The following is a 24,653-nucleotide window of genomic DNA, read 5'->3' on the forward strand; positions in this document are numbered from 1 at the left end:
CGCTAGTGTCTGCGCGAAACAGAATGGGGCCTGCCGCACAGGGCAGGCCGGGGTGGGAGTGCGGAATGACGGAGACGGCGGACGCGGTCCGGACGGCGGAAAGAGACTGCCCCGAGTGCGGGGAGCCCGTGGCCGAGGGCGGACAGTACGTCACCTGGTGCGCCGCATGCGACTGGAACGTGGACCCCGAGGTGCGGGACGAGGAGGCTCCGGGGCGGATCGAGCGCCTTCGGCAGCGCCTCGCACAGCAGTACGGAGAGCAGCTCCTCGCCGAGCTCTCGGAGCCGGACGACGGAGCCGCGCCCGGCACGGCTGCGGACCGCTCGGAGGCCCGGCCCGGGACGGCCGGCGTGCTCGCCACGGCCCTCGCGGTGACGATCCACGGCGTGACCCTGGCCCTGCTCGCCGGCGGCCTCTGGCTGGTCGTCGCGGGCAGGGGCGCCCTGCCCCTGGTCGGGGCCCTCCTGCTCGGTCTCGCCGTCGTGCTCCGGCCCCGGTTCGGCCGCCTCCCGAAGGACGAGAGCCACCGGGTGCTCTTGCGCCGGACGGGCGCGCCCCGGCTCTTCGCCCTGCTCGACGAGGTCGCCGGAACCGTCGGCACCACGGGCGTACGGACCGTGGTGGTCGACGCCGACGTGAACGCGTCGGTCACCACGTACGGCATCCGGCAGCAGCGCGTGCTCCACATCGGCCTCGGCCTCTGGGAGGTCCTGTCCCCGCAGGAGCGGATCGCGCTCCTGGGCCACGAGTTCGGGCACTACGCCCACGGGGACACCCGCCGCTCCCTGCTCGTCGGCGGCGCGTTCCAGTCGCTCGGCACCTGGCGCTACACGCTGGCCCCGGTGCCCGCCCAGGGCCTGGCCGACGACCTCGTGAACCTGGCGACCGCCCTGCCCCGGCTGCTCGTCGACGGCGTCCTCGCCTTCCTGGAGCACCTGACCCTGCGCCAGTCGCAGCGCGCCGAGTACCTCGCCGACTCGACCGCCGCGCGCGCCGGGGGCACGGAGGCGGCGGCCGGGCTGATGGACCGGCTCCTCATCGGCAGGAGCGTCGTCGGCGAGCTTCGCCGCGAGTCCGTGGCGGCACGGACCCGGATCGGTGGCACGGACCGCCGCGAGGATCCGTCCGAGGGCCTGTGGGAGCGTCTGGCCGCGCACGCCGCGTCGGTTCCGGAGCGTGAGTACGAGCGGCTGCGCCGGGTCGCGGAGCGGCGCGGTCACCAGGTGGACTCGACGCACCCGCCCACCCATCTGCGGCACCGGCGGCTGACCCGGGGCGTCCCGGGCGGCGCCCTGATCGTCCTGGACGCGGCGAGGGCGGCGGAGGTCGACGCAGAGCTGGCCGAGGCGAAGCGGAGTGTGGCGCGGGAGCTCGTACGGGGCTGATTCCGGGCGCTTCCGGGGCGGTCGCTGTCACATCCCGGCGGGTCCTCGCGTCAACGCGGTGACGGAACCGACGAGGAGTGAGGCGCCATGCACGACGACACGTTTCTGACCGCCCTGACCGGGCGGTTCGACGCCCACGAGGAGCAGTTGCGGGCCGTCGCCCTGCGGATCACGGGGTCGCCGGCGGAGGCCGAGGAGGCGCTCGCGGCTGCCCGGGCGGGGCTCCGGCACGACGACGGTGCGACGGTGCGCGCGTGGCTGACGGCGGCCGTGGGGCAGGCCTCCGTACGAAGGCTCCAGGAGCGAGGGCCCGGGCGGCGTGAGGGGGCGGGGGGCCCGGGGGGTCCCGAGCTCGGCTCCCTGTGGCTGGCGTTGCTCGTGATGCTGGAGAGGCTCGAGGGCGAGGAGCGGCTCGCCTATGTCCTGCACGACGTGTTCGGGCTGTCCGCGGACGAGACCGCGCGGATCCTCGGCTGCTCCCCCGGGGCGGCGGCTCGGCTGGCCCGGCGGGCGCGGGAGCGGATCCGGGGCGGCGGGGCGGCCCGTACCGAGGGCGAGCAGGAACGGCGGCGCGCCGTGGTGGACCTGTTCCTGGCGGCCGCACGCGCGCGTGACGCCCGCGCGCTGGTGGCCGTCCTCGACCCGGACGTCGTCGCGTACTCCGAGTACGGCCCGGTGCACGGGGTCGCCGCGGTCGCCGAGACGGCCGCCGCCTTCACGCGATGCGCGGACGTGTCCCGGCCGGCGCTGGTCGACGGGGCCGTCGGGGCGGTCGGCTTCGCCGCCGGGCGGCCGGTCTCGGCGTTCGCGGCCACCCTCCGGCGGGACCGGATCGTCACCCTCTCGCTCACCACCGGGGAGGACCGGGTGCGCGCGCTCGACCTGGCGTTTCCCGACTCCTGAGGCGCAGACAGGGCGAAATTCCGGTGCGTCCGGGGGCCGGCTTCGTTAGCCTCGACGGCATGTCTACGCCCCGAATCTCCTAGCTGAGGACCCGCACCCACGCCACCCGTGTGTCCTCAAGCTTGTTCGGAGCGTTATCCCATGATCACCGTTCGTGGTGCCGACGTGCGCGTCGGCGCCCGGCTCCTGCTGTCCGGCGTCTCCTTCCACGTCGCCCCCGGCGACCGGATCGGTCTGGTCGGCCGCAACGGCGCCGGCAAGACCACCCTCCTCGACACCCTGGCCGGGCTGCGCGCCCCGGCCGCCGGGACCGTCACCCGTACCGGCTCCGTCGGCCATCTCGCCCAGGACTCCCGGGCCGCCGACCCCGCCGTGACCGTCACCGACCGGATCCTGTCCGCGCGCGGCCTGGACCGGGCGGTCCGGCGGCTCGCGGAGGCCGCCCGAAGGCTCGGCGAGGCGCCCGACGCGCGGGCGCTCGCCGCGTACGACGCCGCCGAGACCGCCTTCGAGGCGGGCGGCGGGTACGCGGCGGAGGCGGAGGCCGCCCGGGTCGCCGCCGGCCTCGGCCTGCCCGTCGAACTCATGGACCGGCCCGTCGGCCGGCTGTCCGGCGGGCAGAAGCGCCGGGTCGAACTGGCCCGGATCCTCTTCGCCGGTCACGGGCGGGACGGCACACTGCTGCTCGACGAGCCGACCAACCACCTCGACGCCGACTCGATCGGCTGGCTGCGCGGCCACCTCGCCGCCCACCGGGGCGGACTCGTGCTGATCAGCCACGACGTGCGGCTCCTCGCCGACACCGTGAACCGGGTCTTCCACCTCGACCCGCAGCGGGCCGCGCTGGACGTCCACAACACCGGCTGGGAGGCGTACCTCGCCCAGCGGGACGCCGACGAGCGGCGCCGGGTGCGCGAGCGCGCCAACGCCGAGCGGAAGGCGGCCGCCCTGCACGCGCAGGCGGACCGCATGAAGTCCCGCGTGGCGACGGCGACGACGGCCCGCAGCATGGCCCGCCGGGCCGACCGGATGCTCGCAGGCCTCGACCCGGTACGGCAGGCCGAGCGGGTCGCCCGCATCCGGCTGCCGGAGCCCGCGCCCTGCGGCCGGACGCCGCTGGGCGCGGTGTCGCTCACCAAGGCGTACGGGGAGCGGCCGGTGCTCGACGGGGTGGACCTCGCCGTGGACCGGGGCGGCCGGCTCGTCGTCCTCGGGCTCAACGGCGCCGGCAAGACCACCCTGCTGAGGCTCCTCGCCGGACAGGAGGCCCCCGACGCGGGGCGGGTGGTGCGCGGGCACGGACTGCGGCTCGGCTACTTCGCCCAGGAGCACGAGACGCTCGACCCGGAGCGCACGGTCCGGGAGAACCTCGCGGCGGCCGCTCCGCACCTGACGGACGGTGAGGTACGGGCGGTGCTCGGCGCGTTCCTGTTCCGGGGCGACGACGCCGACAAGCCGGCCGGGGTGCTCTCCGGCGGCGAGAAGACACGGCTCGCACTGGCCGCCCTGGTCCACTCCGGTGCGAACGTGCTGCTCCTCGACGAGCCCACCAACAACCTGGATCCCGCCTCGCGCGACGAGGTCCTGGCGGCCGTGGGCACGTACCCGGGCGCGATCGTGATGGTCACGCACGACGAGGGCGCGATCGACGCGCTGCGCCCGGAGCGGGTCCTGCTGCTCCCGGACGCGGACGAGGACCTGTGGAGCGCGGAGTACCGGGGGCTGGTCACCCTGGCGTGAATGCCCGTCAGCCGGTCGGGGTGGTGGGGGTCTCCGGGTGCGGCGGCGGGGCTGTGCGGGCCGCCAGTTCGTCGCGTTGACGTGTGAGACGGGCGATCTCCGCGTCGAGGGCCGCGAGCCGGCGGCTCACGACCGGGGACGCCCGCACGCAGACGCCCTCGGGGACCCGGCGGGAGCGGATCGCGTCCACGTCGAGGAGGGACAGGCGGTCCACGCACGCGCGTACGTCCTCGATCGTCAGGCCGAGGGCGAGGAGTTCCCGCACGATCCGGACGCGTGCCACGTCGTCCGGGCCGTAGCGTCGCTGGCCGGCGGGGGTGCGGTCGGGTGGCGGGAGGAGGCCGCGCTGCTCGTAGAGGCGCAGGGCCCGGGGCGTGGTCCCCGCCGCTGCCGCCGCGTCACCGATCCGCATGCCGTCCGCCCTTCGTCCCGGGGACGATCGCGGCCGCGGGGCGTGGCCATGGTTGCCGGTGCGGCCACGCCGGTTGCCGTCGCCGTCCGCGTCCCCACCGCCGTCCCTGCCCCTGTCCCTGCCGCCGTCCCTGTCCTAGCCGCCGCCGTCACCGTCGCCGTCGCCGTCGCCGTCACGGCAACTCGACCACGACCGTGCCGAGATGCCGGCCCTCCATCACCTCCCGCAACGCCTCGGCGGCCCGATCCATGCCCGCCACCCTGACGTGCGGGAAGGTGATCTCCCCGGCGCGCAGCCAGTCGCCGAACCTGCCCCGCCACTCGGCTTCCGTCTCCGGGTGATCGAGCGGGCTGAAGCCTCGCAGGGAAACCCTTTTGAGCACGAGCGGGTACGAATCGAGCTCCACGCGCGCGGTGGCGCCGGTCCCCTCCGGATCGAGCTGGCCGGACAGGGCGCCGACGAGGACGGCCCGCGCGCCGGGCCGGGCGGCGGCGACCGCCGCGCTCAGCTGTTCGCCGCCGACCGTGTCGAGGAGGACGTCGACGCCCTCGGGCGCGGCTTCCGCGAGCTGGGCGGGGAAGGATGCGGGGGCGCCGCGGACGACGACCGCGTCGTAGCCGAGTTCGGTGACGAGCCGCTCCGCCTTGGCCGGTGAGCCGGTGCTGCCGATCACCCGGCCCGCGCCGAGGAGCCGGGCGATCTGCCCGGCCATGGTGCCGACGGCGCCGGCACCGCCGGTGACCAGGACCGTGTCCCCGGCGCGCACCTCGGTGCCACGGGTGAGGGCGGCGTACGCGGTCCGGCCCTGGGAGAGGTGGGCGACCGGGTCGGGCAGCGAGTCGCCGAGGGGCGTGCGGCCGGCCGCGGGCACGGCGGCGTACTCGCGCCAGCCGTGCCAGTGGGAGACGAGGTCTCCGGGGCGCAGGCCGCTGTCGTCCGGGGCGGAGACGACCTCGCCGACGGCCGCGCCGACGAGGGGGTCGCCGGGTTCGAGGGGCGGGAAGGGAGCCCCCTTCAGTCCGCCGCCGATGAGGGTCCGCACCGCGGCGGAGACCGCGAACCAGCGGTTTCTGACGAGGACTTCGCCGGGGGCCGGGACGGGCAGGTCGGTCTGGACGAGTGCGAGGTGCTCGGGGGCCGGGAGGCCGCGCTCGGGTCGGGTGCGCAGCCGGATCTCGCGGTGGGTGGGCATGGGGCGCTCCAGGAGGCCAGGAGGAGGGTCGGTCGGGTCAGCGGGACCGTAAACCCTGACCCGCGCGTCAGGGTCAAGTCCGTGACGGGAGAGGGGAATCCCCGAGTGCCACCGCCGTCGGCCCGCTCTAGCCTGGAGGCATGATCATCGATGCGAAGACCCATGTACGAGTCGCCCGCCCTTCGCGGGATCTCGCCGCCGCCGAGCGGTTCTACGTCGACGGGCTCGGCCTCGAGGTGCAGTGGCGGAGCACGGAACGGGTGCCCGGGAAGCACGATCTGCTCATGGTCGGACCCCCGGGCGGGGGCTGGCACTTCGAGCTGACCTTCGATCCCGAGCACCCGCTGGAGCCGACGCCGACCGTCGAGGACCTGTTCGTCGTCTACCTCGGCGCGCCCGTCGAGGAGGAGCAGGTGGAGCGGCTGATCGCCGCGGGCGGGACCCGGGTGCCCGCCCACAACCCGTACTGGGACGAGTACGGGGTCACCGTCGCCGACCCGGACGGGTACCGGCTCGTCCTGTGCTCCCGGAGCTGGTCCATATGAACCGGGCCCGATGAACCAGGCCCGATGAACCAGGCCCGATGAACCAGGTCTGATGCACCGGGCCTGACGGACTAGGCGGTGCGCACCGCGCGCAGGACCACGAACTTCGCGTCGCTCGCGACGAGTTCGCTGTTGCCGAAGATCCGGCGGAGCGTGACGTGGTAGCCGAGGTGCCGGTTGCCGATGACCCACAGCTCGCCGCCGGGCCGCAGCACGCGCCGCGCGTCGGCGAACATGCGGCGGGCGGTGCGGTCGGTGGTGGCCTGGTGGCTGTGGAACGGCGGGTTGTTGAGGACGAGGTCCACCGAGCCGGGGGCGAGCTCGGTGAGCCCGTCGCCGACGAGGAACTCGGCCTTGCGGTCCGGGCCCACGTGGGCGCGGAAGTTCTCCTCGGCCGAGGCGACCGCCTGGTACGACTCGTCGGTGAAGACCAGTTCCGCCTCGGGTTCGTGGAGGGCGATGGCGAGGCCGACGACGCCGTTGCCGCAGCCGAGGTCGGCGACGCGGGCCCGGCCGAGACCGCCGGGCAGGTTCGCGAGGAAGAAGCGGGTGCCGATGTCGAGGCGGTCGGCGCAGAAGACGCCGGCGTGGTTGGTGACGGTAAGCCCGGGGAGACCGGGCGCGGGGGTGTCCGGAGGGAGGGCGTACCGGAGGGGCCACGGGTTCGGGCCGGGCGTGAGGGACGGATCGGGGGTGGTGTGGATCAGCCGGGCCTTCTTCACCGCGAGCGAGGTGCGGGTGGGGCCGAGGATCCGCTCGAAGAGCTTGAGCGTGGAGGTGTGGATCTCCTTGACCATGCCCGTGCCGACGATCACGGTGTCCTCGTGCACGGCCGGCGCGAGCCGGTGCAGCTGGTCCTCCAGGAGCGCGAGGCTCTTGGGGACGCGGACGAGGAGCACGTCGATCCGCTCGGGCGGCGGGTCCTGGGTGGTGAGGAGCCGGACGGCGTCCGGGGCGGCCCCGGCGCGCGCGAGGTTGGCCCGGGTGGCCTGCCCGCCGAGGTACGAGTCGGTGATCTGGACGAGTTCGCGGGGTCCCGCGGCCTGGAGCGCGGTGACGAGGGCTCCCCAGCGGTCGCCGAGGACGGCGACGGTGCCGGAGAGGTCGGTCCCGGTCTCGGCGAGGTGCCCGAGGAGGTACTCGTCGGACGCGTCCCAGGCGCGCAGCTGGTCGCGCGGGTCCTCGGGGAAGCGGGTCAGCGTGAAGGCGCCCCATGACGTGCTCAAACGGTTCATCGTGAAGCCAGGCTAGCCGGTCCCGGGGCCGTCAGCGCAGGGCCGCGTCCAGTTGGAGGTGCCAGAGGCCGGGGCGGCCGGTGAGGGTGATCGTGGAGAGGGGGCGTACGTCGACGTTCCAGTAGGTGGCGGGGTGTGCCTTGAGGGCGTACACGAGGGCGGCGCGTACGACGGAGGGTTCGGCGACGGCGACGATGGAGCCGTCCTCGGCGGGGCGGGTGTCCAGCCAGTTCCCTATGCGGGTGATGAAGGCGAGGAGCGGTTCGCCGCCGTGCGGGGCCGTGCGGGGGTCGGTGAGCCAGGCGTCGACGGCGGCCGGTTCGAGGGCGGCGACCTCGGCGAGGGTCAGGCCCCGCCAGCGGCCCATGTCGCAGTCGCGCAGCGCGGGCTGGGCGAGGGGCGCGTAGCCGAGGGCGGTGCCGGTGGCGCGGCTGCGCGGGGTCGGGGAGCAGTAGCGCAGTTCGGCCGCGCCGAGCGGGATGAGCGCGGGCGCGGCCTGCTGCACCTCGTACCAGCCGGCCTCGTCCAGTGGCCGGTCGTCGTCGAAGCGTTCGGCGAGCAGGGAGGAGCTGCGTGCCGCTGTGACGAGCGTCACCCGAAGACTCATGGCCGCGATCGTGAGGCCGGTGGCCCCGCTGGTCAAGGGGTCATGTGGCGGGGCCAAAGGGGAGGGGGCTCACTGCTGCCCGAGAGCCATCCACTTGTCCGGATTCTGCAGTGGCGTGAAACCCACCTTCTCGTACACGCCGTGTGCGTCGGCGGTGGCGAGCATGATGCGGCGCAGTCCGTACGGTGCGAGGTGGTCGCGGACGGCGGTGACGAGCGCGGTGCCGAGGCCGGTGCCGCGGGCCGGGCGGTCGACGTAGACGTCGCAGAGCCAGGCGAAGGTGGCGTAGTCGGTGACGACGCGCGCGTAGGCGCTCATCTCGCCGGTCTCCCGGTGGTAGGCGCCGAGGTTCAGCGAGCCGGCGATGGCGCTGTCCTGCTTCTCCCGAGGTCGACCGAGGGCCCAGTAGGCGTCGGTGGACAGCCAGTGGTGGACGCGGGCCGCGTCGATCCGGGCGGGGTCGGCTGAGATCTCGTACGCCCCGTGCATGACGGGGTCGCCGGGGGTGTCGGTGGTGGTGCTGTCGCTCATGGGCGAAGGCTTCCAGGGGCGTGCGGGCTTGTCAGGCGAATTTGCCCGGGGCCAGGGACCTGGGGCGGGCCGTGCCGGGTCCCGGCGCGGCCCGCCCCCGCGGTCAGCCGGCGAGTTCGTCGACCGCCGTCCGCAGGCGGCGGACGCCCTCGACGATCTCCGTGGGGCCCGCGACACCCGCGAAACTCAGCCGGATGTGGCCGGCGGGGGGTTCGGCGCAGAAGTAGGGGCGGCCGGGGGCGGCGGCGACTCCGGCGCGCAGGCCGGCGGCGAGGAGGGAGGCCTCGGGGAGGGCGTCGGGGAGGCGCAGCCAGAGCTGATAGCCGCCGGAGGGGATGTGCGGCAGGGCGAGTTCGGGGAGGTGGAGGGCGAGGGCGCCGGTCATGACCTCCCGGCGGCTCCTGAGCTCCTGGGCGACGGCGCGGAGGTGGCGGGGCCAGGCCGGGGAGCCGACGAGTTCGAGCGCGGTCTCCTGGAGGGGGCGGGGGACGAAGAAGCTGTCGACGACCTGGATGGCGCGCAGGCGCTCCAGGACGGGGCCGCGGGCGGCGAGGGCGCCGACGCGGAGGCTCGCCGAGGTGATCTTGGTGAGGGAGCGGACGTGGACGACGACGCCGTCGGGGTCGTCGGCGGCGAGCGGTGCGGGGAGCGGCCCCGCGTCCTCGTGGACGAGGCGGCGGGCGAAGTCGTCCTCGATGACGAAGGCTCCGGCGGCGCGGGCGATGCGGATGATCTCCCGGCGGCGCTCGGGTCGCAGCATGGTCCCGGTCGGGTTCTGGAAGAGCGGCTGGCAGACGAAGACGCGGGCGCCGGTGGCGCGGAAGGCGGCTTCGAGGAGTTCGGGGCGCACTCCGTCGGCGTCGGTCGGCACGGGGACGGGGCGGAGTCCGGCCGCGCGGGCGACGGCGAGCATGCCGGGGTAGGTGGGCGACTCGACGAGGACGGGGGTGCCGGGCGGGGCGAGGGCGCGCAGGGCGGTGCTGATCGCGGACTGGCCGCCCGCGGTGATGAGGACCTCGGCGGCGGTGATGCTGCCGCCGATCTCGCGGGCGAACCATTCGCGCAGTTCGGGCAGGCCGTCGGTGGGCGGTCGGCCCCAGGCTCCGGGGCGGCGGCCGGCCCGGGCGAGGGCGGCGGCGAGGGCGCTCTCGGGCTGGAGGGAGGGGTGGAGGTAGCCGCCGTTGAACTCGATCACGCCGGGCGGGGGCGCGGAGAGGGTGACGAGGACGCCGGAGGCGTCGACGGCCCGGGGGACGAGTTCGGTGGCGGTGTCGGCGCTGAGGGCGACCTCCTGCCAGGAGGTGTCCCCGGCGACCGGGGTGGGGGTGCGCGGTTCGGCGCGGAAGGCGCCGGCGCCGGGGCGGGTGACGACCAGTCCTTCGGCGGCGAGCTGGGCGAGGGCTCGGCTGACGGTGACCGGGGAGACGCGATGGCGCTCGACGAGCGCCCGACTCGATGGCAGTTTCCCGCCAGGAGAGTAGCGGTTGAGTTCCGCCTTCAGGGTTTTCGCCAGTTCCGCGACACTGCTACGCTCATGCATGAGAGCACACGATAGCGCTACTGCCCCGACGGCGATAGCGGTCACCGCTACCGGATCCCCCCGGACCGGGTCCGCCGACACCACCGCCCCGGCCGTCTCCACCGCCCCGGCCGTTGCCGCCGCTCCCGCCGCCTCCACCCCTCGGACCAGCGGCACCCTGCTCGCCGGGCTCGGCGTGGTCTCCTTCTCCCTCACCTTCCCGTCCACCGTCTGGGGCCTGGAGAGCTTCGGCCCCTGGTCGCTGGTGGCCGTGCGCTCCACCCTCGCCGCGCTCATCGCCGGCGCCTTCCTCCTCGCGGGCCGGGTGCCGCTGCCCGAGCGCCGCCACTGGGCGGGCCTCGCGGTGGTCGCCTGCGGTGTCGTCATCGGTTTCCCGCTCCTGACCACGCTGGCCCTGCAGACCTCCACCACCTCGCACGCCGCCGTGGTCGTGGGCCTCCTGCCGCTCACCACCGCCACCCTCGCCGCCGTCCGGACCGGGCGCCGGCCGTCCCGTGCCTTCTGGATCGCGGCCGTCTCCGGCGCCGTCGTGGTGCTGGGCTTCACGCTGCAGCAGAGCGGCGGCGCGTTCTCCACGGGCGACCTGTACCTCTTCGGGGCGCTGCTCGTGTGCGCGGCCGGCTACACCGAGGGAGGCAGGCTCGCCGCGCTCATGCCGGGCTGGCAGGTCATCGGCTGGGCCCTGGTCCTCTGCCTGCCGCTGATGGTGGCCGCCTCGGCCGTCACGCTGTCGATCGAGCCGGTCCACCTGAACGCGCACGGCGTCATCGGCCTCGTCTGGGTCGCCGTCGGCTCCACCTTCTTCGGCCTGTACGTCTGGTATCGCGGCATGGCCGCGATCGGCATCCCCAAGGCCAGTCAGCTCCAGCTCGCCCAGCCGCTGCTCACCCTCTTCTGGTCGGTCTTCCTGCTCGGCGAGGACCTGCCGCTGGCCGCCCCGACGGCCGCGGTGGCCGTCCTGGTCTGCATCGCGGTCACCCAGCGGGCGAAGAGCTGACGCGACGAATCCGGGCGAAGCGGGTCACAATGACAGGGAAAGGCCCTGCGCAGTACAGAACAGGACAAGCCCGGTCGCGAGGAGGTCAGCCCGATGCAGGCGAGCAAGGGCGACAAGCTGCTGGTACACGGCCGGACCGTCGGTCACCACGACCGCACGGCCGAGGTCCTTCAGGTACTGGGGGAGAACGGCGCTCCCCCGTACCGCGTGAAGTTCGACGACGACGGTCACGAGGCGCTGGTGTCGCCGGGCCCCGACTCCGTCGTACGCCATCGCCCGGAGGCGGGGGCCGGCTGAGCCCCCGCGACCGGCTGAGTCCCTACCTCGGTGGACGGACCCCGGTCGGGTAGTGATCGGCCACCACGGTGGTCATCGCCCCGATCGGGTCCGCGGCGACCTCCTTCGCGGAGAAGAAGCAGTGACCGCCGACCGAGGGGTACCTGCGGGCCAGCTCCAGGTGGCGCGACAGCTCCCGCGGGTCCTGCCAGGCCGCGGGCTGTGCGGGATCGCCCGCCTTGTAGAGCGCCTCGCCGATGTAGAGACCGACTCCGGTGTCCCGGACCACCGCGTCCCACCAGGGCAGCAGCTTGGCGTAGTCGGCGACGGGCAGCCCGATGTTCCAGTACAGCTGCGGGATCACGTGGTCGATCCAGCCCTCCCTGATCCACTTCCGGGTGTCGGCGTACAGGTCGTCGTACGTCTGGACACCGGCGCGGGTGTCCGAGCCCTCCGGGTCGGTGGCGATGTTCCGCCAGACCCCGAAGGGGCTGATGCCGAACGCCGTGTGCTTCCTGGTCTCCTTGATCCGGACGGACATCTCGGAGACCAGCAGATCGGTGTTGTTCCGCCGCCAGGAGGCCCTGTCCGGGAAGTCCCCGCCGTACCGGGCGTACGCCTCGTCGTCGGCGAAGACCTGTCCGGCCACCGGGTACGGATAGAAGTAGTCGTCCCAGTGCACGGCGTCGATCTCGTAGCGGCGCAGCGCGTCCAGCATGGCGTCCTGGACGAAGCTCCGGACCTCGGGCAGCCCCGGGTTGTAGTAGAGCTTCCCGCCGTAGGGCAGTACCCACTCCGGGTGGAGCCGGGCCGGATGACCGGCGGCGAGCCGGCCCGGGTCCGTGTGGTTCGCCACGCGGTACGGGTTGAACCAGGCGTGCAGTTCGAGACCCCGCGCGTGGGCCTCGTCGACGGCCGTGCCCAGCGGGTCCCAGCCGGGGTCCCGGCCCTGCGTGCCGGTCAGGTACTGCGCCCACGGCTCGTAGGGCGAGGGCCACAGCGCGTCGGCGGTCGGCCGGACCTGGAGGACCACCGTGTTGAGCCGGCGCTCGACGGCCGTGTCCAGGTGGCGGAGGAGCTCGGCGCGCTGCTGCTCGGCGGTCAGCCCGGCGCGGGAGGGCCAGTCGCGGTTGGCGACCGTCGCCAGCCACATGCCGCGGAACTCCCGCCCGCGGTGCGGCTTCCCCCGTAACGGCTGCGCGGCACCGGCCGCCGCTCCCGCCACCGCGGCTCCTGTCGTTCCCGTCACGGCGAGCGCCGCTCCGGCGGCGCCGGCCACGAACCTTCTTCTGCCGATAAGCCGCACTTGTACCCCTCCTCTGTCGGATACGTCACACGCACCCGGACAGCATGCCCACCTCGGACGATCGATCATCGGTTAATGAGCGGTAACGTCATGGGGGTAGAGGCGGACGCACCCGGAATCACACGGGCCCCCCGCCGCCGGAGAAGAGCGAAAGGCACGAGGTGACGGACTCCATGGCCGACATTGAGCGCGTCGGAGTGGTGGGCTGCGGCCAGATGGGCGCGGGCATCGCAGAGGTGTGTGCCCGGAGCGGGCTCGAGGTGAAGGTCGCCGAGACCACCGGCGAGGCGCTGGAGATCGGCCGCACGCGGCTCTACAACTCGCTGAACAAGGCCGCCGAACGCGGCAAGATCAGCGAGGAGGAGCGGGATGCGACGCTCGCCCGTCTCAGCTTCACCACCGACCTGGGCGAGTTCGCCGACCGCGACCTCGTCATCGAGGCGGTCGTGGAGAACGAGCAGGTCAAGACCGAGATCTTCCAGGTCCTCGACCAGGTGCTGACCCGGCCGGACGCCATCCTGGCCTCGAACACCTCCTCCATCCCGCTGGTGAAGCTGGCCGTGGCGACCTCCCGCCCCGACCAGGTCATCGGCATCCACTTCTTCAACCCGGCCCCGGTGCAGAAGCTCGTCGAGCTGATCCCGGCCCTCACCACCTCCGAGGGCACGATCAGCCGCGCCCAGGCCTTCGCGGAGAAGGTGCTCGGCAAGCACGCGATCCGCGCCCAGGACCGCTCCGGCTTCGTGGTCAACGCGCTGCTCGTGCCGTACCTGCTCTCGGCGATCCGGATGTTCGAGTCGGGCATCGCGAGCCGCGAGGACATCGACAACGGCATGGAGTTCGGCTGCGCCCACCCGATGGGCCCGCTGAAGCTCTCCGACCTGATCGGCCTGGACACGATCGCGTCGATCGCCGACTCGATGTACTCCGAGTTCAAGGAGCCGCTGTACGCCGCTCCCCCGCTGCTCCAGCGCATGGTGGACGCGGGCCGTCTCGGCCGCAAGACGGGCTCAGGCTTCTACCCGTACAACTGACCCGAGGTCCCCACCCAGACCCGGAGCGACGGCGTCCGACCCCTGACGCCGCCCCTCCGGCCGGACGGCCCGTACACCCGCACAGGTACGGGCCGTCCGGCACATCCCGCTCCCGTGTCTCCGTGCTCCCCCCGGCCCCGCGGCCCCGCGGCTCAGCCGAGGCGCAGATGGTGGAGCATGAGCAGTCCGGCGGCCATGTTGGCGGCCGGGATCTCGCCCCGGGCGATCATGTCGGGGACCTGTTTCAGCGGGATCCAGGCCCGCCGCGAGGACTCGAACGCGTCCTCGGGCGGTCCGGTGTAGGTGGCCCGCTCCGCCCAGTAGAGGTGGTGGCGGGCGTCGGTGAGGCCGTTCGAGGGCTCGACGGTGAGGAGATGGCGCAGCGGCCCCGGCCGCCAGCCGGTCTCCTCCTCCATCTCGCGGGCCGCGGCGGCCTCGACGTCCTCGCCGTCCTCGACGACGCCGGCGGCCAGTTCCCAGCCCCAGCTGTCGGTGATGAAGCGGTGGCGCCAGAGCATCAGGACTTCGTCGGCCTCGTTGACGGCCGTCGCGACGGCGACCGGGCGGAGCCGGATCAGATAGTGGTCGAGGTGGCGGCCGTCCGGGAGTTCGACGTCCGCGAGGTTCACTCGGAACCAGCGATTCTCATAGACAGAGCGTTCGCTCAGTTTCGTCCACTGCACGTTCTTGCCACCTTCCGATCGGTCGGTGCTTGTTTGGTGGCAATATCGCAGCAGTTGACGGCTCACAGGGGAACGCGCAGCGCACTGTCGATGAGAGCGGCGGCCTCCCGGGCGTCCCCGCCGCCGCTCGCGAGGAGATGCTCCCGCACCTGCATGAGACGGTCCCGCAGCCGCCGCGACTCCATCCCCCGCGCCCGCTCCGTCATCTCCACCGCCGTCCGCGCCGCCCCGTCGGCCTCCCCCTGCCGCAGCTCGATCTGGCACAGCATGGCGAGCCGGTGCACCCGGCCCCGGTCGTGCGAGGGCATCCCGACCGCCGCCGACGCGTGCTCGTGGGCCGCGGCGAGATCACCCAGATCGAGCAGGGCCTCCGCGACCTGCACGTTGACGAACCCCGGCTGGACGTAGCCGGTCTCGACCGGCTCCTCCCCCGGGCTGATCCGCTCCGCCGCCGCCTCGGCCCGCCGGATGCAGGCCAACGCGGCCGCCCCGTCGCCCAGGTGCGCGTACGCCTTCGCCTGCATCGCCGTCAGATCGGCGGCGAGCGCCGGGGTGATCTGCCGCCCCGCCGCCCGCAGCGCCGCCTCCGCGAACGCCACCGCCTGCCGGTACTCCCCCATGAACAGCGACTGGTTGACGAGGAGCGCGATCACATACGCGCCGAGCCCCCGGTCCCCGCTCGCCTTCGCGAGCCGCAGCGCCTGGTGGAAGTAGCGCTGGGCGAGGCCGTGCGCATCGGCGTCGTACGCACAGATTCCGGCCACCGCGACGAGCCCGCCGGTGGCCCGGTGCAGGCGCCGCCCCAGCGCGTCGCCGTACGCGCCCCGGAGCAGCGGGGCGGTCTCGGTGGTGAGGAAGCCGACGATCCTGGCGCGGGTCGCGATGCCCCCGGCCTTGCGGTACATCTGCTCGTAGTGCGACCGGGCGGCGACCAGGACGGCGATGTCGGCCGCCGAGACCGTCGTCCGGCCCGTACGGGAGACGTCCGCGTCCTCCGGCGGGTTCTCCCACTCCCACACCGGCATCACCGCCGGGGTGCCGGTCACGGCGGGCGCGGCGACTATGTGCGGCCGCTGCTGCTCGTCGGACCGCCACAGCGCGGCCGCCCGCTCCACGAAGACGGAGAGCGGCGAACCGGCCGCCGGCGGCGGGCCGCCCGGCACCCCGAGGCCGATGTCGTCCAGGGTGACCTGCCGGCGCAGCCGGGCGGCGAGCACCTCGCAGATCAGGTCCGGCACCTGGCCGCGCGGCCGCTGGCCCTTCAACCAGCGGGCCACGGCGGTGTGTTCGTACCGCAGGGCGAGGCCCCTGGCCCGGCCCGCCCGGTTCACATGGGCGGCCAGGCCGGCGTTCGAGACGCCCGCCTCGTCGAGCAGGGCGTCGAGCAGGGTGTTGGGCTGCATGGCCGCTGTGTTGGGCTGCATAGCCGCTCCGGTCGCTCGCATGGCCGCTCCGCTCACTTGCATGGCCGCTCCGCTCGGTGAACTCAGCGTAGCGGTGGCCGAATTCATACGGGTCGAACCGAAGGGAAGCCACCCGTAACGGTGTTTTCGCACGGGGTGTGAACGAAGTACCCGTTCTCCCGGTCCACGTGCTCTGCCGTGCTCGTCCCGGCCCCGGTTGACTGTGCTTCTCGCCGCAAGGCGACGACCGGGCCGCCGGCTCCCCCTCGTACAGTGCGGCCGCCCGGTCCGCGCCGCCCGCCCCGCTGATCTGCCCGACACTCCGTGGCGGGGCGGGCGGCGCCGGCCCAGGACCCCTTCGCTCAGCAGTGCGAGGAGGGGGCGGGCCGGGGGCGGCGCAGCCCGGGTTCGGCGGGCTGCGCCGGCACCCGGACGCGGTCGTTGCGCACGACGAGCAGCGCGATGTCGTCGGCGAGCCGGCCGCCCGTGTGGTGAAGGAGTGCCGCGTGGACCCGGCGGACCAGGGCGGCGGGCGCCTCGCCGGGCACCGCGGCCAGGGCGGCGTCGAGCGCGAAGAACCGGCCCCGCTGGTCACGGGCCTCCTCCGCGCCGTCGGTGTGCAGGACCAGCGTCTCGCCGGGCAGCAGCCGGGCCGCCGCGTACGGCACGATCGCGGCGGGCAGCGGCAGCACCCCGAGCGGGGGCAGCGGGTCCCCGACCGGGAGCCGCTCCGCCCGGTGTCCGAGGCGGTACGGGCCGGGGTGACCGCAGTTGAGGACGGCGAGACGCCCGTCGGAGCGGACCTCCACGAGCAGCAGGGTGACGAACTCCTCCGCCATCGGATGCTCGGGCTCCGCACCGGCCCGCGCCGGGTGCTCGTCCCGCGCCCGCTCCCGCAGGTGCCGCTCCAGGGCCCGCTCCAGGCGCCGCAGCACACCGGCGAGTTCGGGCTCGTCGTGGGCGGCCTCGCGGAAGCTGCCGAGCACCGCGACCACCGCGCCGAGCGCGGCGAGCCCGTGGCCCCGGACGTCCCCGATGACGATCCGTACCCCGTAGGGGGTCGCCACCGCCTCGTACAGGTCCCCGCCGACGGACGCGCCCCGGGAGGCGGACAGCTGCCCGGCGGCCAGCGCGAGTCCGTCGAGACGGGCCGGCAGGGGACGCAGCAGGACCCGCTGGGTGGCGGTCGCGACGGCCCGGACCCGGGCCAGTTCCCGCACGAGCCCGTGGCGGAGGCCGAGCACCATGCCGAGGCCGACGGTGAGGAAGACGACGCTGGTGGCGATCCGCATGGGCAGCCCCGGCTGGCGGGCCAGCGGACAGCCGAACTTCCACGCCACGGCCACGGCACCCCACGTGGTGGGAAGGGCGAGTGGGGCCAGCCGGCGGAGCCGGGAGGCATCGGCGAGCAACGACCTGGTACGGATCATGCACGGCCCTTCCCGAGCCCCGACAGCGCCCGAAGGCCCTGCGGCACACAGGTCCGCCCCTGCGGCCGCGTCGATTCTGCCGAGCCCGCGGACCGCCGTGGAACACCCCTCGGCGATCTCACCCGAAGGAGTGAGCGCCCCCGGCGCGCCGGACCGCGCCACCGTCGCGCCACCCGCACAGGCAGGGGAATCCCGTACGGGTGTGCAGGCAAGGCGGGCCGCCGTGCGGGGCGGTCCGTCCTTCGGGGTGGGCCGCCGTGCCGGTCGCGATGCCCACGACCCGCGCGTAGAACCGTTCCGCTCCGGCGAGGTCGCCGCGCCGCCGGCGGACCGCGCCCAGGGCGTTCAGCGGCGGAGTGAGGCGGGGGTCGTCGGGGCCGTGGGCCCGTTCGTAGAGGTGCACCGCGAAGAGCAGGGTCTCCTCCGCCTCGCCGGGCCGGCCCAGCGCCTCGAGCAGGATGCCCAGGGCCGACGCCGCCTCGGCCGCCTCGGCGGAGACGGGGCCGGCCGTGGTGCGGGCCAGCCGGAGGGCCGCGCGCAGGTCGCCCTCGGCCTCGGCGTACCGGCCCTCGGCCCCGTGCCGCCGCGCCCGCGCCAGGTACCGGCGCACCCGCCGCCGCCGTGTCGTCGTGTCCACGATGCCCGCCCCCGGACGCTAGGCGGGGACCTTCGACCGAGACCGAGACCGAGCCCGAGACCGAGACCGAGACAGGCCGCGGTCGACGGCGTCTCCGGCGAGGTTCTTCACCAGGTGGTCCACCACGTGTTCCGCGTCCCGGCCCGCGCCTCCGACGAGCATCGACGCGAAGGCGTACTGGAAGGCCAGGCCGACGAAGTACAGCCCCGGCGACGAGGCCACCACGCCGCGCCGCTCCAGCGGCCAGCCGTCCTCGCCGGTGACCGGGAGGTCGATCCAGGAGAAGTCCTGCCGGAAGCCGGTGCACCAGACGACGTTCGCGACGTCGAGGACGCGCCCTCCGTCGAGGACCGGGAGGCCGTCGCTCACGCCGGTGGTCCGCTCCGGCGCCAGTTCGACGCCGACGCGGGTGAGGTCCGCCCGCTTGACGCGGATCAGCGGCCCGCCGTGGGCGCGGACGTCGGGACGCATCCTGCGGCCGAGCGGTGTGCGCAGGGTCAGCACGTGCTGCGCCAGGAACCACAGCACCGGGAAGATCGCGTGCGCCGGCCCGCCCTCGATGTCGAACGGGATCTCGCCGTGGATCGTGCCGCTGAGCACGGTCGGATGGCCGGCCGAGCCCGCCTCGTACGCGATGTCCCCGCCGGAGTGCGAGGCGCCGACCACCAGCACGCCGCCGGGCCGCAGCTGTGCCGGGTTCTTGTAGGCGCTGGAGTGCAGCTGTGTGATGCGCGGGTCGAGCCCGCCGGCGAAGCCGGGGACGTAGGGAGTCCGGCCGAACGTGCCGGAGGCGACGACGACGTGGTCGCACACGTAGGTCCTCGTGCCCGTCGCCACGACGTACCCGCCGTCCTCACGGCCCACCCTGCTGACGCGCTCGCCGGCGCGTACGGGCAGCTGGAAGGTCTCGGCGTACGTCTCCAGGAAGTCGGCCATCTCGTCCTTGGTGGGAAAGGACATCGGCGGCGCGGGGAAACGCATCCCGGGCAGCGAGGCGACCCGCGCCGGGCTGAAGAGCCGCAGGGAGTCCCAGTGGCACCGCCAGTTGTCGCCGACGCGGGCGTTGCCGTCCAGGATCACGAACGGCCGGCCGTAGCGGGCGAGGTGGTACCCGGTGGCGAGGCCCGCCTGCCCGGCTCCGATGACGACCGTCTCGATGCGTTCCGTCCTGTCGGTGGGGTTCATCGTCGGCCTCCTCGTTCGTTCCGTGTCATCGACACTAGGAACGCGGGAGCCGTCACGGCTTCGGGAGAACACCCCAATCCCCGGCGCGGCGGCGATGGGTCGTTCTGCCCACGCCGTGCCCGTCACCTGCCGCGGTCCACCAGGTCGTGCTCGTAGGCGTAGGCCGTGGCCGCGGACCGGGAGCTCAGGTCGAGTTTGGCGAAGATGTTGCTCAGATGGCGCGCCACGGTCTTCTCGCTGAGGACCAGCTCTTCGGCGATCGCGTGGTTGGTGCGGCCGGTGGCGACGAGGCGCAGGACCTCCAGCTCCCGGGGGCTGAGCCCGGCACCGGCCCGGGGCCGGTCGTCGGCGAGGGCGTCCAGCCGGGCCAGGTCGGGGGCCGCGCCGAGCGTCCGGAACACCTGACGCGCGACGTCCCACTCCAGCCGGGCCGTTCCCGTGTCGCCCAGCCGCTGCCGGGCGAGGGCGAGGAGCACGAGGGAACGGGCCCGGTCGTACGGGGCCTCAAGCTCGCCCCAGACGCGGCAGGCGTCCAGCAGGGCGTCGACCGCCGCCGCCGCGTCGTCCTCGGCCAGGAGCACCTCCCCGCGCGCGTGGGCGGAGGCCGCGCGCAGCAGCGGGGCGTCCATGTCGTCGGCGATCCGCGACAGCTCCTCCGCGGCGGTCCGTGCCCCGGGAACGTCGCCGGCGGCCAGCACGATCTCCACGTACGCGGTCAGTACCCTCGCCCGGCCCAGCCGGTCCCGCCTCTCGTCCGCCGTGCCCCGGATCGCCGCGACGGCCTCGTCGACCCGCCCCTGGGCCAGCCACAACTGCGCGAGCCCGGGCTGTGTCCGGTGCCCGCACTCGCCGGCCCGCCGGTAGCCCTCCTCCGCACCGGCGAACGCGCCGCGCACCCGGTCCAGCTCGGCCTGCTGGTAGAAGGCCATGCCGAGCGCCGGCCGGTTCGGCGGTTCGGAGAGCCGTTCGCAGGCCCGCCGCGCCTCCTCGACGGCGTCCGGCCACGCCCCGCGCGTCTGGAGGACCTGGGAGCGGTGGACCAGGCACTGGCCCCGGTAGGGCACGAGATCCGGCTGGGCCGCGCACCAGTCGGACAGGGCCGCCGTCCACTCCTGCGCGCGGCGCAGGTCGAAGGTCTCCTGGCAGGCCTCGATCGTGCTGCAGTAGACCATTCCGGTCACCAGCGGCGACAGCTCGCCGGACACGACCGCGACCATGGTCTCGTCGAGCAGCGCCACCCCGGCCGAGGTGTCGCCGCCGGCGATCAGGGCCCGGCCCCGGCCGTGCCGGGCCAGGGCCACCAGGTCCGGGTCCGCGAAGCGCTCCCCCGTCGCGGCGACCTCGTCGAAGGCGGCACGCGCCGCCGCGGGGTCCTTGTGGACGAGCCGCATTCCTTCCGGGAACAGCAGATAGCCCCGCTCCACGCAGTCGATCCCGGCGTCGTCGAGGAGCCGTCGCGCCCGGGCGAGCCAGCCGCCGCCGCGGGCCGTCTCACCGCGCAGGAGCAGCGGCACGGCCAGCCAGAAGGCGCACCGCACCGCCGGCGCCGTCCGGCCGGTGCTCAGGTACGCCTGATGCGCCCGCTCCGTCGCCGCGGCGCACTCCGCGTCGCGTCCGACCAGATAGGCGGCGGTGGCGAGCCGTACGAGGTCGTCGGGCTCCAGCGGCTGTTCGTCGTCGGCGTCCGCGAACCCGGTGTAGGCGTGCGACCACTCCTGGCGGGCGAAGGCGTCCCGGGCGCGTTCGAGTTCCGCGGTCACGTCCATGACGTCTCCCACGACCATTGCACCTCACGGCCGGAGTCTTGTCAGGCGGGACCGCGGGAGGCCCGGCCGGGGCGAACGCCGGAGTCCGGCACGGGCCTACGCCGAAGGGGGCCGGCCCGGTGTCGTCCGGGCCGGCCCCCTCCTGGGGTGTGCGTGATCAGGCGCCGCGCAGGACGGCGCCGGTGCGCTCGGCGGCCAGGGCCACCGCGGCGTCGCGGGCCGCGCTGGCCTCGTCGACGGTCAGGGTGCGGTCCGGGGCGCGGAACTTCAGGGCGTACGCCAGGGACTTGCTGCCCTCGTCGAGCTGGTCGCCGGTGTAGACGTCGAACAGCCGGATGGACTCCAGGAGTTCACCCGCGCCCTCGGCGAGGGCGGCCTCGACCTCGGCGGTCGGGACGCCGGCGGCGACGACCAGGGCGACGTCCTGGGTGGCGACCGGGAAGGAGGAGATCCGGGGGGCCTTCACGGGACCCTCGTTCGCCTTCTCCAGGAGGTCCAGGTCGATCTCCATCGCGCAGGCGCGGGCCGGGAGGCCGAACGCCTTCACCACGCGCGGGTGGAGCTCGCCGGCGTGGCCGACGAGGACCTTCTCGCCGTCCACCTCGACGTGGAACGCGGCGCAGCGGCCCGGGTGCCAGGGCGCGTGCTGGTCGGCGCTGATGATCAGCTCGACCCCGGCCTCGGCGGCCACGGTCCGGCCGGCCTCGATCGCGTCCGCCCAGTCGGACGGACGGCCCTTGCCCCACCAGCCGGCCTGCTCGCGCGCACCGGCGAGGACGACGGCGGCGCGGCGCGGCTGCGCGGGCAGCACGGCGTTGACGCGGGCGATCTCCTCGTCGGAGGGACGGCGGTCGACGCCCAGGCGGACGGCGACGCCCGGCTGGCCCTCGGTGGGACGGAAGACCAGACCGGTCTCGAAGAGCGCCAGGTCGTGGCTGCCGCGGCTGTCGTTGCGGCGGAGCGCGCCGAGCAGACCCGGGAGCAGCGTCGTACGGAGCGCGGGCTCCTCGTCGGAGAGCGGGTTGACCAGCTTCACGACGCGACGACGGGCGTCGTCCGCGTCGAGGCCGAGGTGGTCGAGGGCCTGCTCGCCGATGAACGGGTAGTTCAGGGCCTCGACGTAGCCGGCGCCGGCCAGGGCGCGGCCCACCCGGCGGTGGGTGCGCTGGCGCTCGGTGAGCCCGCGGCCGGCCGGGGGCTTCGGCAGCGTGGAGGGCAGGTTCTCGTAGCCCTCCAGGCGGATGACCTCTTCGGCCAGGTCGTTCGGCACGTAGAGGTCGGGGCGCCACGACGGGACGGTGACGACGAGCTCGTCCTGCCCGTAGACGTCGCAGCCGACCTCCTGGAGGCGGCGGACGACGATCTCACGGCCGTAGTCGACGCCCGCGACCTTGTCGGGGTGGTTCGCCGGCATGGTGATGGTGTGCGGCGCGGAGGGGGCGGCGATCTCGGTGACGCCGGCCTCGGCGGTGCCGCCCGCGAGGAGCACGAGCAGGTCGACCGTGCGCTGCGCGGCCGCGGCGGCGGCCTGCGGGTCGACGCCGCGCTCGAAGCGCTTGGACGCCTCGGAGGCCAGCTTGTGGCGGCGGGCCGTGCGGGCGATCGAGATCGCGTCGAAGTGCGCGGCCTCGATGACGACCTCGGTGGTGCCGGTGACGATGCCGGTCTCCGGGTCGGTGACCGGGTCGGCGATCTCCGTGTTGGCACCGCCCATGACACCGGCGAGGCCGATGGGCCCGCGGTTGTCGGTGATGACCAGGTCCCCGGAGTCGAGGACGCGCGCGGTGCCGTCGAGGGTGGTGAACTTCTCGCCGGCGGCGGCGCGGCGGACCCCGATGGGGCCGTCGATCCGGCTGCGGTCGTAGGCGTGCAGCGGCTGGCCGAGTTCGATCATCACGTAGTTGGTGATGTCGACGGCGAGCGAGATCGGGCGCATGCCGACCTTCTGCAGGCGGCGCTGCAGCCAGATCGGGCTGCGGGCCTCGGGGTCGAGGCCGACGACCGTACGGGCGGTGAAGCGGTCGCAGCCGATCGGGTCGGCGATCTGGACCGGGTAGCCGTACGAGTTGGGCGCGGGCACGTCGAGGAGCGCCGGGTCGCGCAGCGGCAGGCCGTAGGCGGTGGCCGTCTCGCGGGCGACGCCGCGCATCGAGAGGCAGTAGCCGCGGTCCGGGGTGACGGCGATGTCGAGGACCTCGTCGAACAGCTCCAGGAGGACCGTGGCGTCCGTGCCGACCTCGTGCTCCGGCGGCAGCACGATGATGCCGTGCGTGCCGTCGTCGCCCATGCCGAGCTCGTCGCCGGAGCAGATCATGCCCCGGGAGACGCGGCCGTACGTCTTGCGCTCGGCGATCCGGAAGTCTCCGGGGAGCACGGCGCCGGGCAGGGCCACGACGACCTTGTCGCCCTCGGCGAAGTTCCGGGCGCCGCAGATGATCTCCTGGGGCTCGCCGGTGCCGTTGGCCTGGCCGACGTCGACGGTGCAGAAGCGGATGGGCTTCTTGAACTCCGTCAGCTCCTCGATGGTGAGGACCTTGCCGACCACCAGCGGGCCGGTCAGGCCGGCGCCGAGCTGCTCGACGGTCTCGACCTCGAGGCCTGCCGAAATGAGCTTGGCCTGGACGTCGCGGCCGGTGGTGGTCTCCGGCAGGTCGACGTACTCCCGCAGCCAAGAAAGCGGGACCCGCATCAGATCTCCATCCCGAACGGCCGGGTGAACCGGACGTCACCCTCGACCATGTCTCGCATGTCTTCGACGTTGTGGCGGAACATCAGCATCCGCTCGATGCCGAACCCGAAGGCGAATCCGCTGTACTTCTCGGGGTCAACACCGCAGGCGACGAGCACCTTCGGGTTGACCATGCCGCAGCCGCCGAGCTCGATCCAGCCCTCGCTGCCGCAGGTGCGGCAGGGACGGTCCGGGTTGCCGACGGACTCGCCGCGGCAGACGTAGCAGAGCATGTCCATCTCGGCGGACGGCTCGGTGAACGGGAAGAAGTTCGGCCGCAGCCGGGTCTTCATGTCCGGGCCGAAGAGCGCCTGGACCATGTGGTCGAGGGTGCCCTTGAGGTCGGCCATCGTGAGGCCCTCGTCGACGGCGAGCAGCTCGATCTGGTGGAAGACCGGGGTGTGCGTGGCGTCGAGCTCGTCGGTGCGGTAGACGCGGCCGGGGCACACGACGTAGACCGGGGGCTCCCGGTCGATGAGGGTGCGGGCCTGGACCGGCGAGGTGTGCGTACGGAGCACGACGCCGGACTCGTCGCCCGTGGTGCCCTCGGGGCCCTGGACGAAGAAGGTGTCCTGCATCTGGCGGGCCGGGTGGTCCGGGACGAAGTTGAGGGCGTCGAAGTTGAACCACTCCGCCTCGACCTCGGGGCCCTCGGCGACCTCGTAGCCCATCGACACGAAGACGTCGGCGACGCGCTCCATGAGGGTGGTCAGCGGGTGCCGGGCACCGGCCGGGACGCGGTCGTACGGCAGGGTGACGTCGACGGCCTCCTCGACGAGGACGCGCGCGTCGCGCTCGGCCTCCAGCTCGGTCTGCCGGGCGGCGAGCGCCTTGGAGACGATGCCGCGGGCCTGGCCCACGAGCTTGCCGGCGGCGGCCTTGGCCTGCGGGGGCAGGGCGCCGATCTCCCGGTTGGCGAGCGCCAGCGGCGAGGTGCCACCGGTGTGCGCCGTCTTCGCGTGGGCGAGCGCGTCGAGGTCGCCCGCGGCGGCGAAGGCGGCGAGCGCCTCGTCCCGCATGCGCTCGATCTCTTCCGGTTTCAAGGCCTCGACCTCGACCGGGTCGTACGACTTATTGGGTGCGGACATCTCTTCCCGTGCTTCCGTTGGCTGGCTGGG

Annotated in this window: 22 protein-coding genes; 7 read left to right on the forward strand and 15 right to left on the reverse strand. The window is 74.1% G+C overall.

The annotated features are described in order from the left end of the window. Window positions 1-65 precede the first annotated feature (65 nt). The 3 genes from SVTN_RS07305 (at window position 66) to SVTN_RS07315 (ending at window position 4,028) form a co-directional block, all read left to right on the forward strand. Window positions 66-1,385: a M48 family metalloprotease gene (locus SVTN_RS07305; protein WP_041128321.1), complete on the forward strand. Its 1,320-nt coding sequence runs from the start codon at window positions 66-68 to the stop codon at window positions 1,383-1,385. 87 nt (window positions 1,386-1,472) lie between these two features. After that, a complete protein-coding gene (locus tag SVTN_RS07310; protein WP_041128322.1) occupies window positions 1,473-2,288 on the forward strand; it encodes a sigma factor-like helix-turn-helix DNA-binding protein in 816 nt (271 codons plus the stop codon). Window positions 2,289-2,429: 141 nt separating this feature from the next. Further along, window positions 2,430-4,028: an ABC-F family ATP-binding cassette domain-containing protein gene (locus tag SVTN_RS07315; protein WP_174518241.1), complete on the forward strand. Its 1,599-nt coding sequence runs from the start codon at window positions 2,430-2,432 to the stop codon at window positions 4,026-4,028. A gap of 7 nt (window positions 4,029-4,035) precedes the next feature. On the opposite strand, the gene SVTN_RS07320 is transcribed toward SVTN_RS07315, so the two are convergent. Further along, window positions 4,036-4,440 carry a MerR family transcriptional regulator gene (locus SVTN_RS07320; protein ID WP_052499013.1) on the reverse strand — a complete coding sequence of 135 codons (405 nt, stop codon included), beginning with the start codon at window positions 4,438-4,440 and terminating at the stop codon, window positions 4,036-4,038. 172 nt (window positions 4,441-4,612) lie between these two features. Then, window positions 4,613-5,632: an MDR family NADP-dependent oxidoreductase gene (locus SVTN_RS07325; RefSeq protein ID WP_041128323.1), complete on the reverse strand. Its 1,020-nt coding sequence runs from the start codon at window positions 5,630-5,632 to the stop codon at window positions 4,613-4,615. A 140-nt stretch (window positions 5,633-5,772) separates the two neighbouring features. On the opposite strand from SVTN_RS07325, the gene SVTN_RS07330 reads away from it, so the two are divergent. Continuing rightward, entirely contained in the window at window positions 5,773-6,177 is a 405-nt protein-coding gene (locus SVTN_RS07330) for a VOC family protein (protein WP_041128324.1), read from the forward strand. Between the two features lie 71 nt (window positions 6,178-6,248). Here SVTN_RS07330 and SVTN_RS07335 read toward each other — a convergent pair whose 3' ends face one another. From SVTN_RS07335 to SVTN_RS07350, 4 genes are all read right to left on the reverse strand, one after another. After that, on the reverse strand, window positions 6,249-7,412 hold the full coding sequence (locus tag SVTN_RS07335; protein WP_041128325.1) for a methyltransferase: 1,164 nt from the start codon (window positions 7,410-7,412) through the stop codon (window positions 6,249-6,251). Window positions 7,413-7,443: 31 nt separating this feature from the next. Continuing rightward, window positions 7,444-8,019, reverse strand: coding sequence for a histidine phosphatase family protein (locus SVTN_RS07340; protein WP_041133676.1), 576 nt, complete (start codon window positions 8,017-8,019; stop codon window positions 7,444-7,446). A 69-nt stretch (window positions 8,020-8,088) separates the two neighbouring features. After that, entirely contained in the window at window positions 8,089-8,550 is a 462-nt protein-coding gene (locus tag SVTN_RS07345; RefSeq protein WP_041128326.1) for a GNAT family N-acetyltransferase, read from the reverse strand. A 103-nt stretch (window positions 8,551-8,653) separates the two neighbouring features. Then, window positions 8,654-10,090, reverse strand: a complete 1,437-nt coding sequence (locus SVTN_RS07350; protein ID WP_041128327.1) for an aminotransferase-like domain-containing protein — start codon at window positions 10,088-10,090, stop codon at window positions 8,654-8,656. On the opposite strand from SVTN_RS07350, the gene SVTN_RS07355 reads away from it, so the two are divergent. Next, window positions 10,089-11,087 carry a DMT family transporter gene (locus tag SVTN_RS07355; protein WP_078908244.1) on the forward strand — a complete coding sequence of 333 codons (999 nt, stop codon included), beginning with the start codon at window positions 10,089-10,091 and terminating at the stop codon, window positions 11,085-11,087. The genes SVTN_RS07350 and SVTN_RS07355 overlap by 2 nt on opposite strands. Before the next feature lie 93 nt (window positions 11,088-11,180). After that, entirely contained in the window at window positions 11,181-11,384 is a 204-nt protein-coding gene (locus SVTN_RS07360; protein WP_041128328.1) for a DUF1918 domain-containing protein, read from the forward strand. A gap of 22 nt (window positions 11,385-11,406) precedes the next feature. Here the strand turns inward: SVTN_RS07360 and SVTN_RS07365 are convergent, their stop codons facing one another. Next, complete coding sequence (locus SVTN_RS07365; protein WP_245727466.1) at window positions 11,407-12,642, reverse strand: glycoside hydrolase family 10-like protein; 1,236 nt, start codon at window positions 12,640-12,642, stop codon at window positions 11,407-11,409. Window positions 12,643-12,842: 200 nt separating this feature from the next. Between SVTN_RS07365 and SVTN_RS07370 the strand changes: the two genes are divergently transcribed. Further along, window positions 12,843-13,703, forward strand: a complete 861-nt coding sequence (locus SVTN_RS07370; protein ID WP_041133678.1) for a 3-hydroxybutyryl-CoA dehydrogenase — start codon at window positions 12,843-12,845, stop codon at window positions 13,701-13,703. 152 nt (window positions 13,704-13,855) lie between these two features. Here the strand turns inward: SVTN_RS07370 and SVTN_RS07375 are convergent, their stop codons facing one another. The 8 genes from SVTN_RS07375 to pheS all read right to left on the reverse strand — a co-directional run bounded on the left by SVTN_RS07375 (window position 13,856) and on the right by pheS (window position 24,623). Beyond that, window positions 13,856-14,386 (reverse strand): NUDIX hydrolase, encoded by a 531-nt coding sequence (locus tag SVTN_RS07375; RefSeq protein ID WP_041128330.1) that lies wholly within the window; start codon window positions 14,384-14,386, stop codon window positions 13,856-13,858. Window positions 14,387-14,448: 62 nt separating this feature from the next. Next, window positions 14,449-15,789: an NsdA family TPR-like regulatory protein gene (locus SVTN_RS07380; protein ID WP_041128331.1), complete on the reverse strand. Its 1,341-nt coding sequence runs from the start codon at window positions 15,787-15,789 to the stop codon at window positions 14,449-14,451. A 362-nt stretch (window positions 15,790-16,151) separates the two neighbouring features. Further along, a complete protein-coding gene (locus SVTN_RS07385; protein WP_041128332.1) occupies window positions 16,152-17,219 on the reverse strand; it encodes a PP2C family protein-serine/threonine phosphatase in 1,068 nt (355 codons plus the stop codon). 118 nt (window positions 17,220-17,337) lie between these two features. Then, complete coding sequence (locus SVTN_RS07390; protein WP_041128333.1) at window positions 17,338-17,856, reverse strand: tetratricopeptide repeat protein; 519 nt, start codon at window positions 17,854-17,856, stop codon at window positions 17,338-17,340. Between the two features lie 18 nt (window positions 17,857-17,874). Further along, entirely contained in the window at window positions 17,875-19,041 is a 1,167-nt protein-coding gene (locus SVTN_RS07395; RefSeq protein WP_041128334.1) for a flavin-containing monooxygenase, read from the reverse strand. Between the two features lie 122 nt (window positions 19,042-19,163). Then, a complete protein-coding gene (locus tag SVTN_RS07400) occupies window positions 19,164-20,807 on the reverse strand; it encodes a helix-turn-helix transcriptional regulator (RefSeq protein WP_041133679.1) in 1,644 nt (547 codons plus the stop codon). 157 nt (window positions 20,808-20,964) lie between these two features. After that, window positions 20,965-23,496 (reverse strand): phenylalanine--tRNA ligase subunit beta, encoded by a 2,532-nt coding sequence (gene pheT, locus SVTN_RS07405; protein WP_041128335.1) that lies wholly within the window; start codon window positions 23,494-23,496, stop codon window positions 20,965-20,967. Continuing rightward, on the reverse strand, window positions 23,496-24,623 hold the full coding sequence (gene pheS, locus SVTN_RS07410) for a phenylalanine--tRNA ligase subunit alpha (RefSeq protein WP_041128336.1): 1,128 nt from the start codon (window positions 24,621-24,623) through the stop codon (window positions 23,496-23,498). Before pheS ends, pheT begins: the two co-directional genes overlap by 1 nt. Window positions 24,624-24,653 lie beyond the last annotated feature (30 nt).

Origin of the sequence: Streptomyces vietnamensis (assembly GCF_000830005.1) — a bacterium.
In the GTDB taxonomy this organism is placed as follows: Bacteria; Actinomycetota; Actinomycetes; order Streptomycetales; family Streptomycetaceae; genus Streptomyces; species Streptomyces vietnamensis.

What these genes read in the sequence shown, in the direction of transcription:
- SVTN_RS07305 (WP_041128321.1), top strand. Translation starts at nt 66, where the DNA reads ATGACGGAGACGGCGGACGCGGTCCGGACGGCGGAAAGAGACTGCCCC.
- SVTN_RS07310 (WP_041128322.1), top strand. Translation starts at nt 1,473, where the DNA reads ATGCACGACGACACGTTTCTGACCGCCCTGACCGGGCGGTTCGACGCC.
- SVTN_RS07315 (WP_174518241.1), top strand. Translation starts at nt 2,430, where the DNA reads ATGATCACCGTTCGTGGTGCCGACGTGCGCGTCGGCGCCCGGCTCCTG.
- SVTN_RS07320 (WP_052499013.1), bottom strand. Translation starts at nt 4,440, where the DNA reads ATGCGGATCGGTGACGCGGCGGCAGCGGCGGGGACCACGCCCCGGGCC.
- SVTN_RS07325 (WP_041128323.1), bottom strand. Translation starts at nt 5,632, where the DNA reads ATGCCCACCCACCGCGAGATCCGGCTGCGCACCCGACCCGAGCGCGGC.
- SVTN_RS07330 (WP_041128324.1), top strand. Translation starts at nt 5,773, where the DNA reads ATGATCATCGATGCGAAGACCCATGTACGAGTCGCCCGCCCTTCGCGG.
- SVTN_RS07335 (WP_041128325.1), bottom strand. Translation starts at nt 7,412, where the DNA reads ATGAACCGTTTGAGCACGTCATGGGGCGCCTTCACGCTGACCCGCTTC.
- SVTN_RS07340 (WP_041133676.1), bottom strand. Translation starts at nt 8,019, where the DNA reads ATGAGTCTTCGGGTGACGCTCGTCACAGCGGCACGCAGCTCCTCCCTG.
- SVTN_RS07345 (WP_041128326.1), bottom strand. Translation starts at nt 8,550, where the DNA reads ATGAGCGACAGCACCACCACCGACACCCCCGGCGACCCCGTCATGCAC.
- SVTN_RS07355 (WP_078908244.1), top strand. Translation starts at nt 10,089, where the DNA reads ATGAGAGCACACGATAGCGCTACTGCCCCGACGGCGATAGCGGTCACC.
- SVTN_RS07350 (WP_041128327.1), bottom strand. Translation starts at nt 10,090, where the DNA reads ATGCATGAGCGTAGCAGTGTCGCGGAACTGGCGAAAACCCTGAAGGCG.
- SVTN_RS07360 (WP_041128328.1), top strand. Translation starts at nt 11,181, where the DNA reads ATGCAGGCGAGCAAGGGCGACAAGCTGCTGGTACACGGCCGGACCGTC.
- SVTN_RS07370 (WP_041133678.1), top strand. Translation starts at nt 12,843, where the DNA reads ATGGCCGACATTGAGCGCGTCGGAGTGGTGGGCTGCGGCCAGATGGGC.
- SVTN_RS07380 (WP_041128331.1), bottom strand. Translation starts at nt 15,789, where the DNA reads ATGCAGCCCAACACCCTGCTCGACGCCCTGCTCGACGAGGCGGGCGTC.
- SVTN_RS07385 (WP_041128332.1), bottom strand. Translation starts at nt 17,219, where the DNA reads ATGATCCGTACCAGGTCGTTGCTCGCCGATGCCTCCCGGCTCCGCCGG.
- SVTN_RS07395 (WP_041128334.1), bottom strand. Translation starts at nt 19,041, where the DNA reads ATGAACCCCACCGACAGGACGGAACGCATCGAGACGGTCGTCATCGGA.
- SVTN_RS07400 (WP_041133679.1), bottom strand. Translation starts at nt 20,807, where the DNA reads ATGGACGTGACCGCGGAACTCGAACGCGCCCGGGACGCCTTCGCCCGC.
- pheT (WP_041128335.1), bottom strand. Translation starts at nt 23,496, where the DNA reads ATGCGGGTCCCGCTTTCTTGGCTGCGGGAGTACGTCGACCTGCCGGAG.
- pheS (WP_041128336.1), bottom strand. Translation starts at nt 24,623, where the DNA reads ATGTCCGCACCCAATAAGTCGTACGACCCGGTCGAGGTCGAGGCCTTG.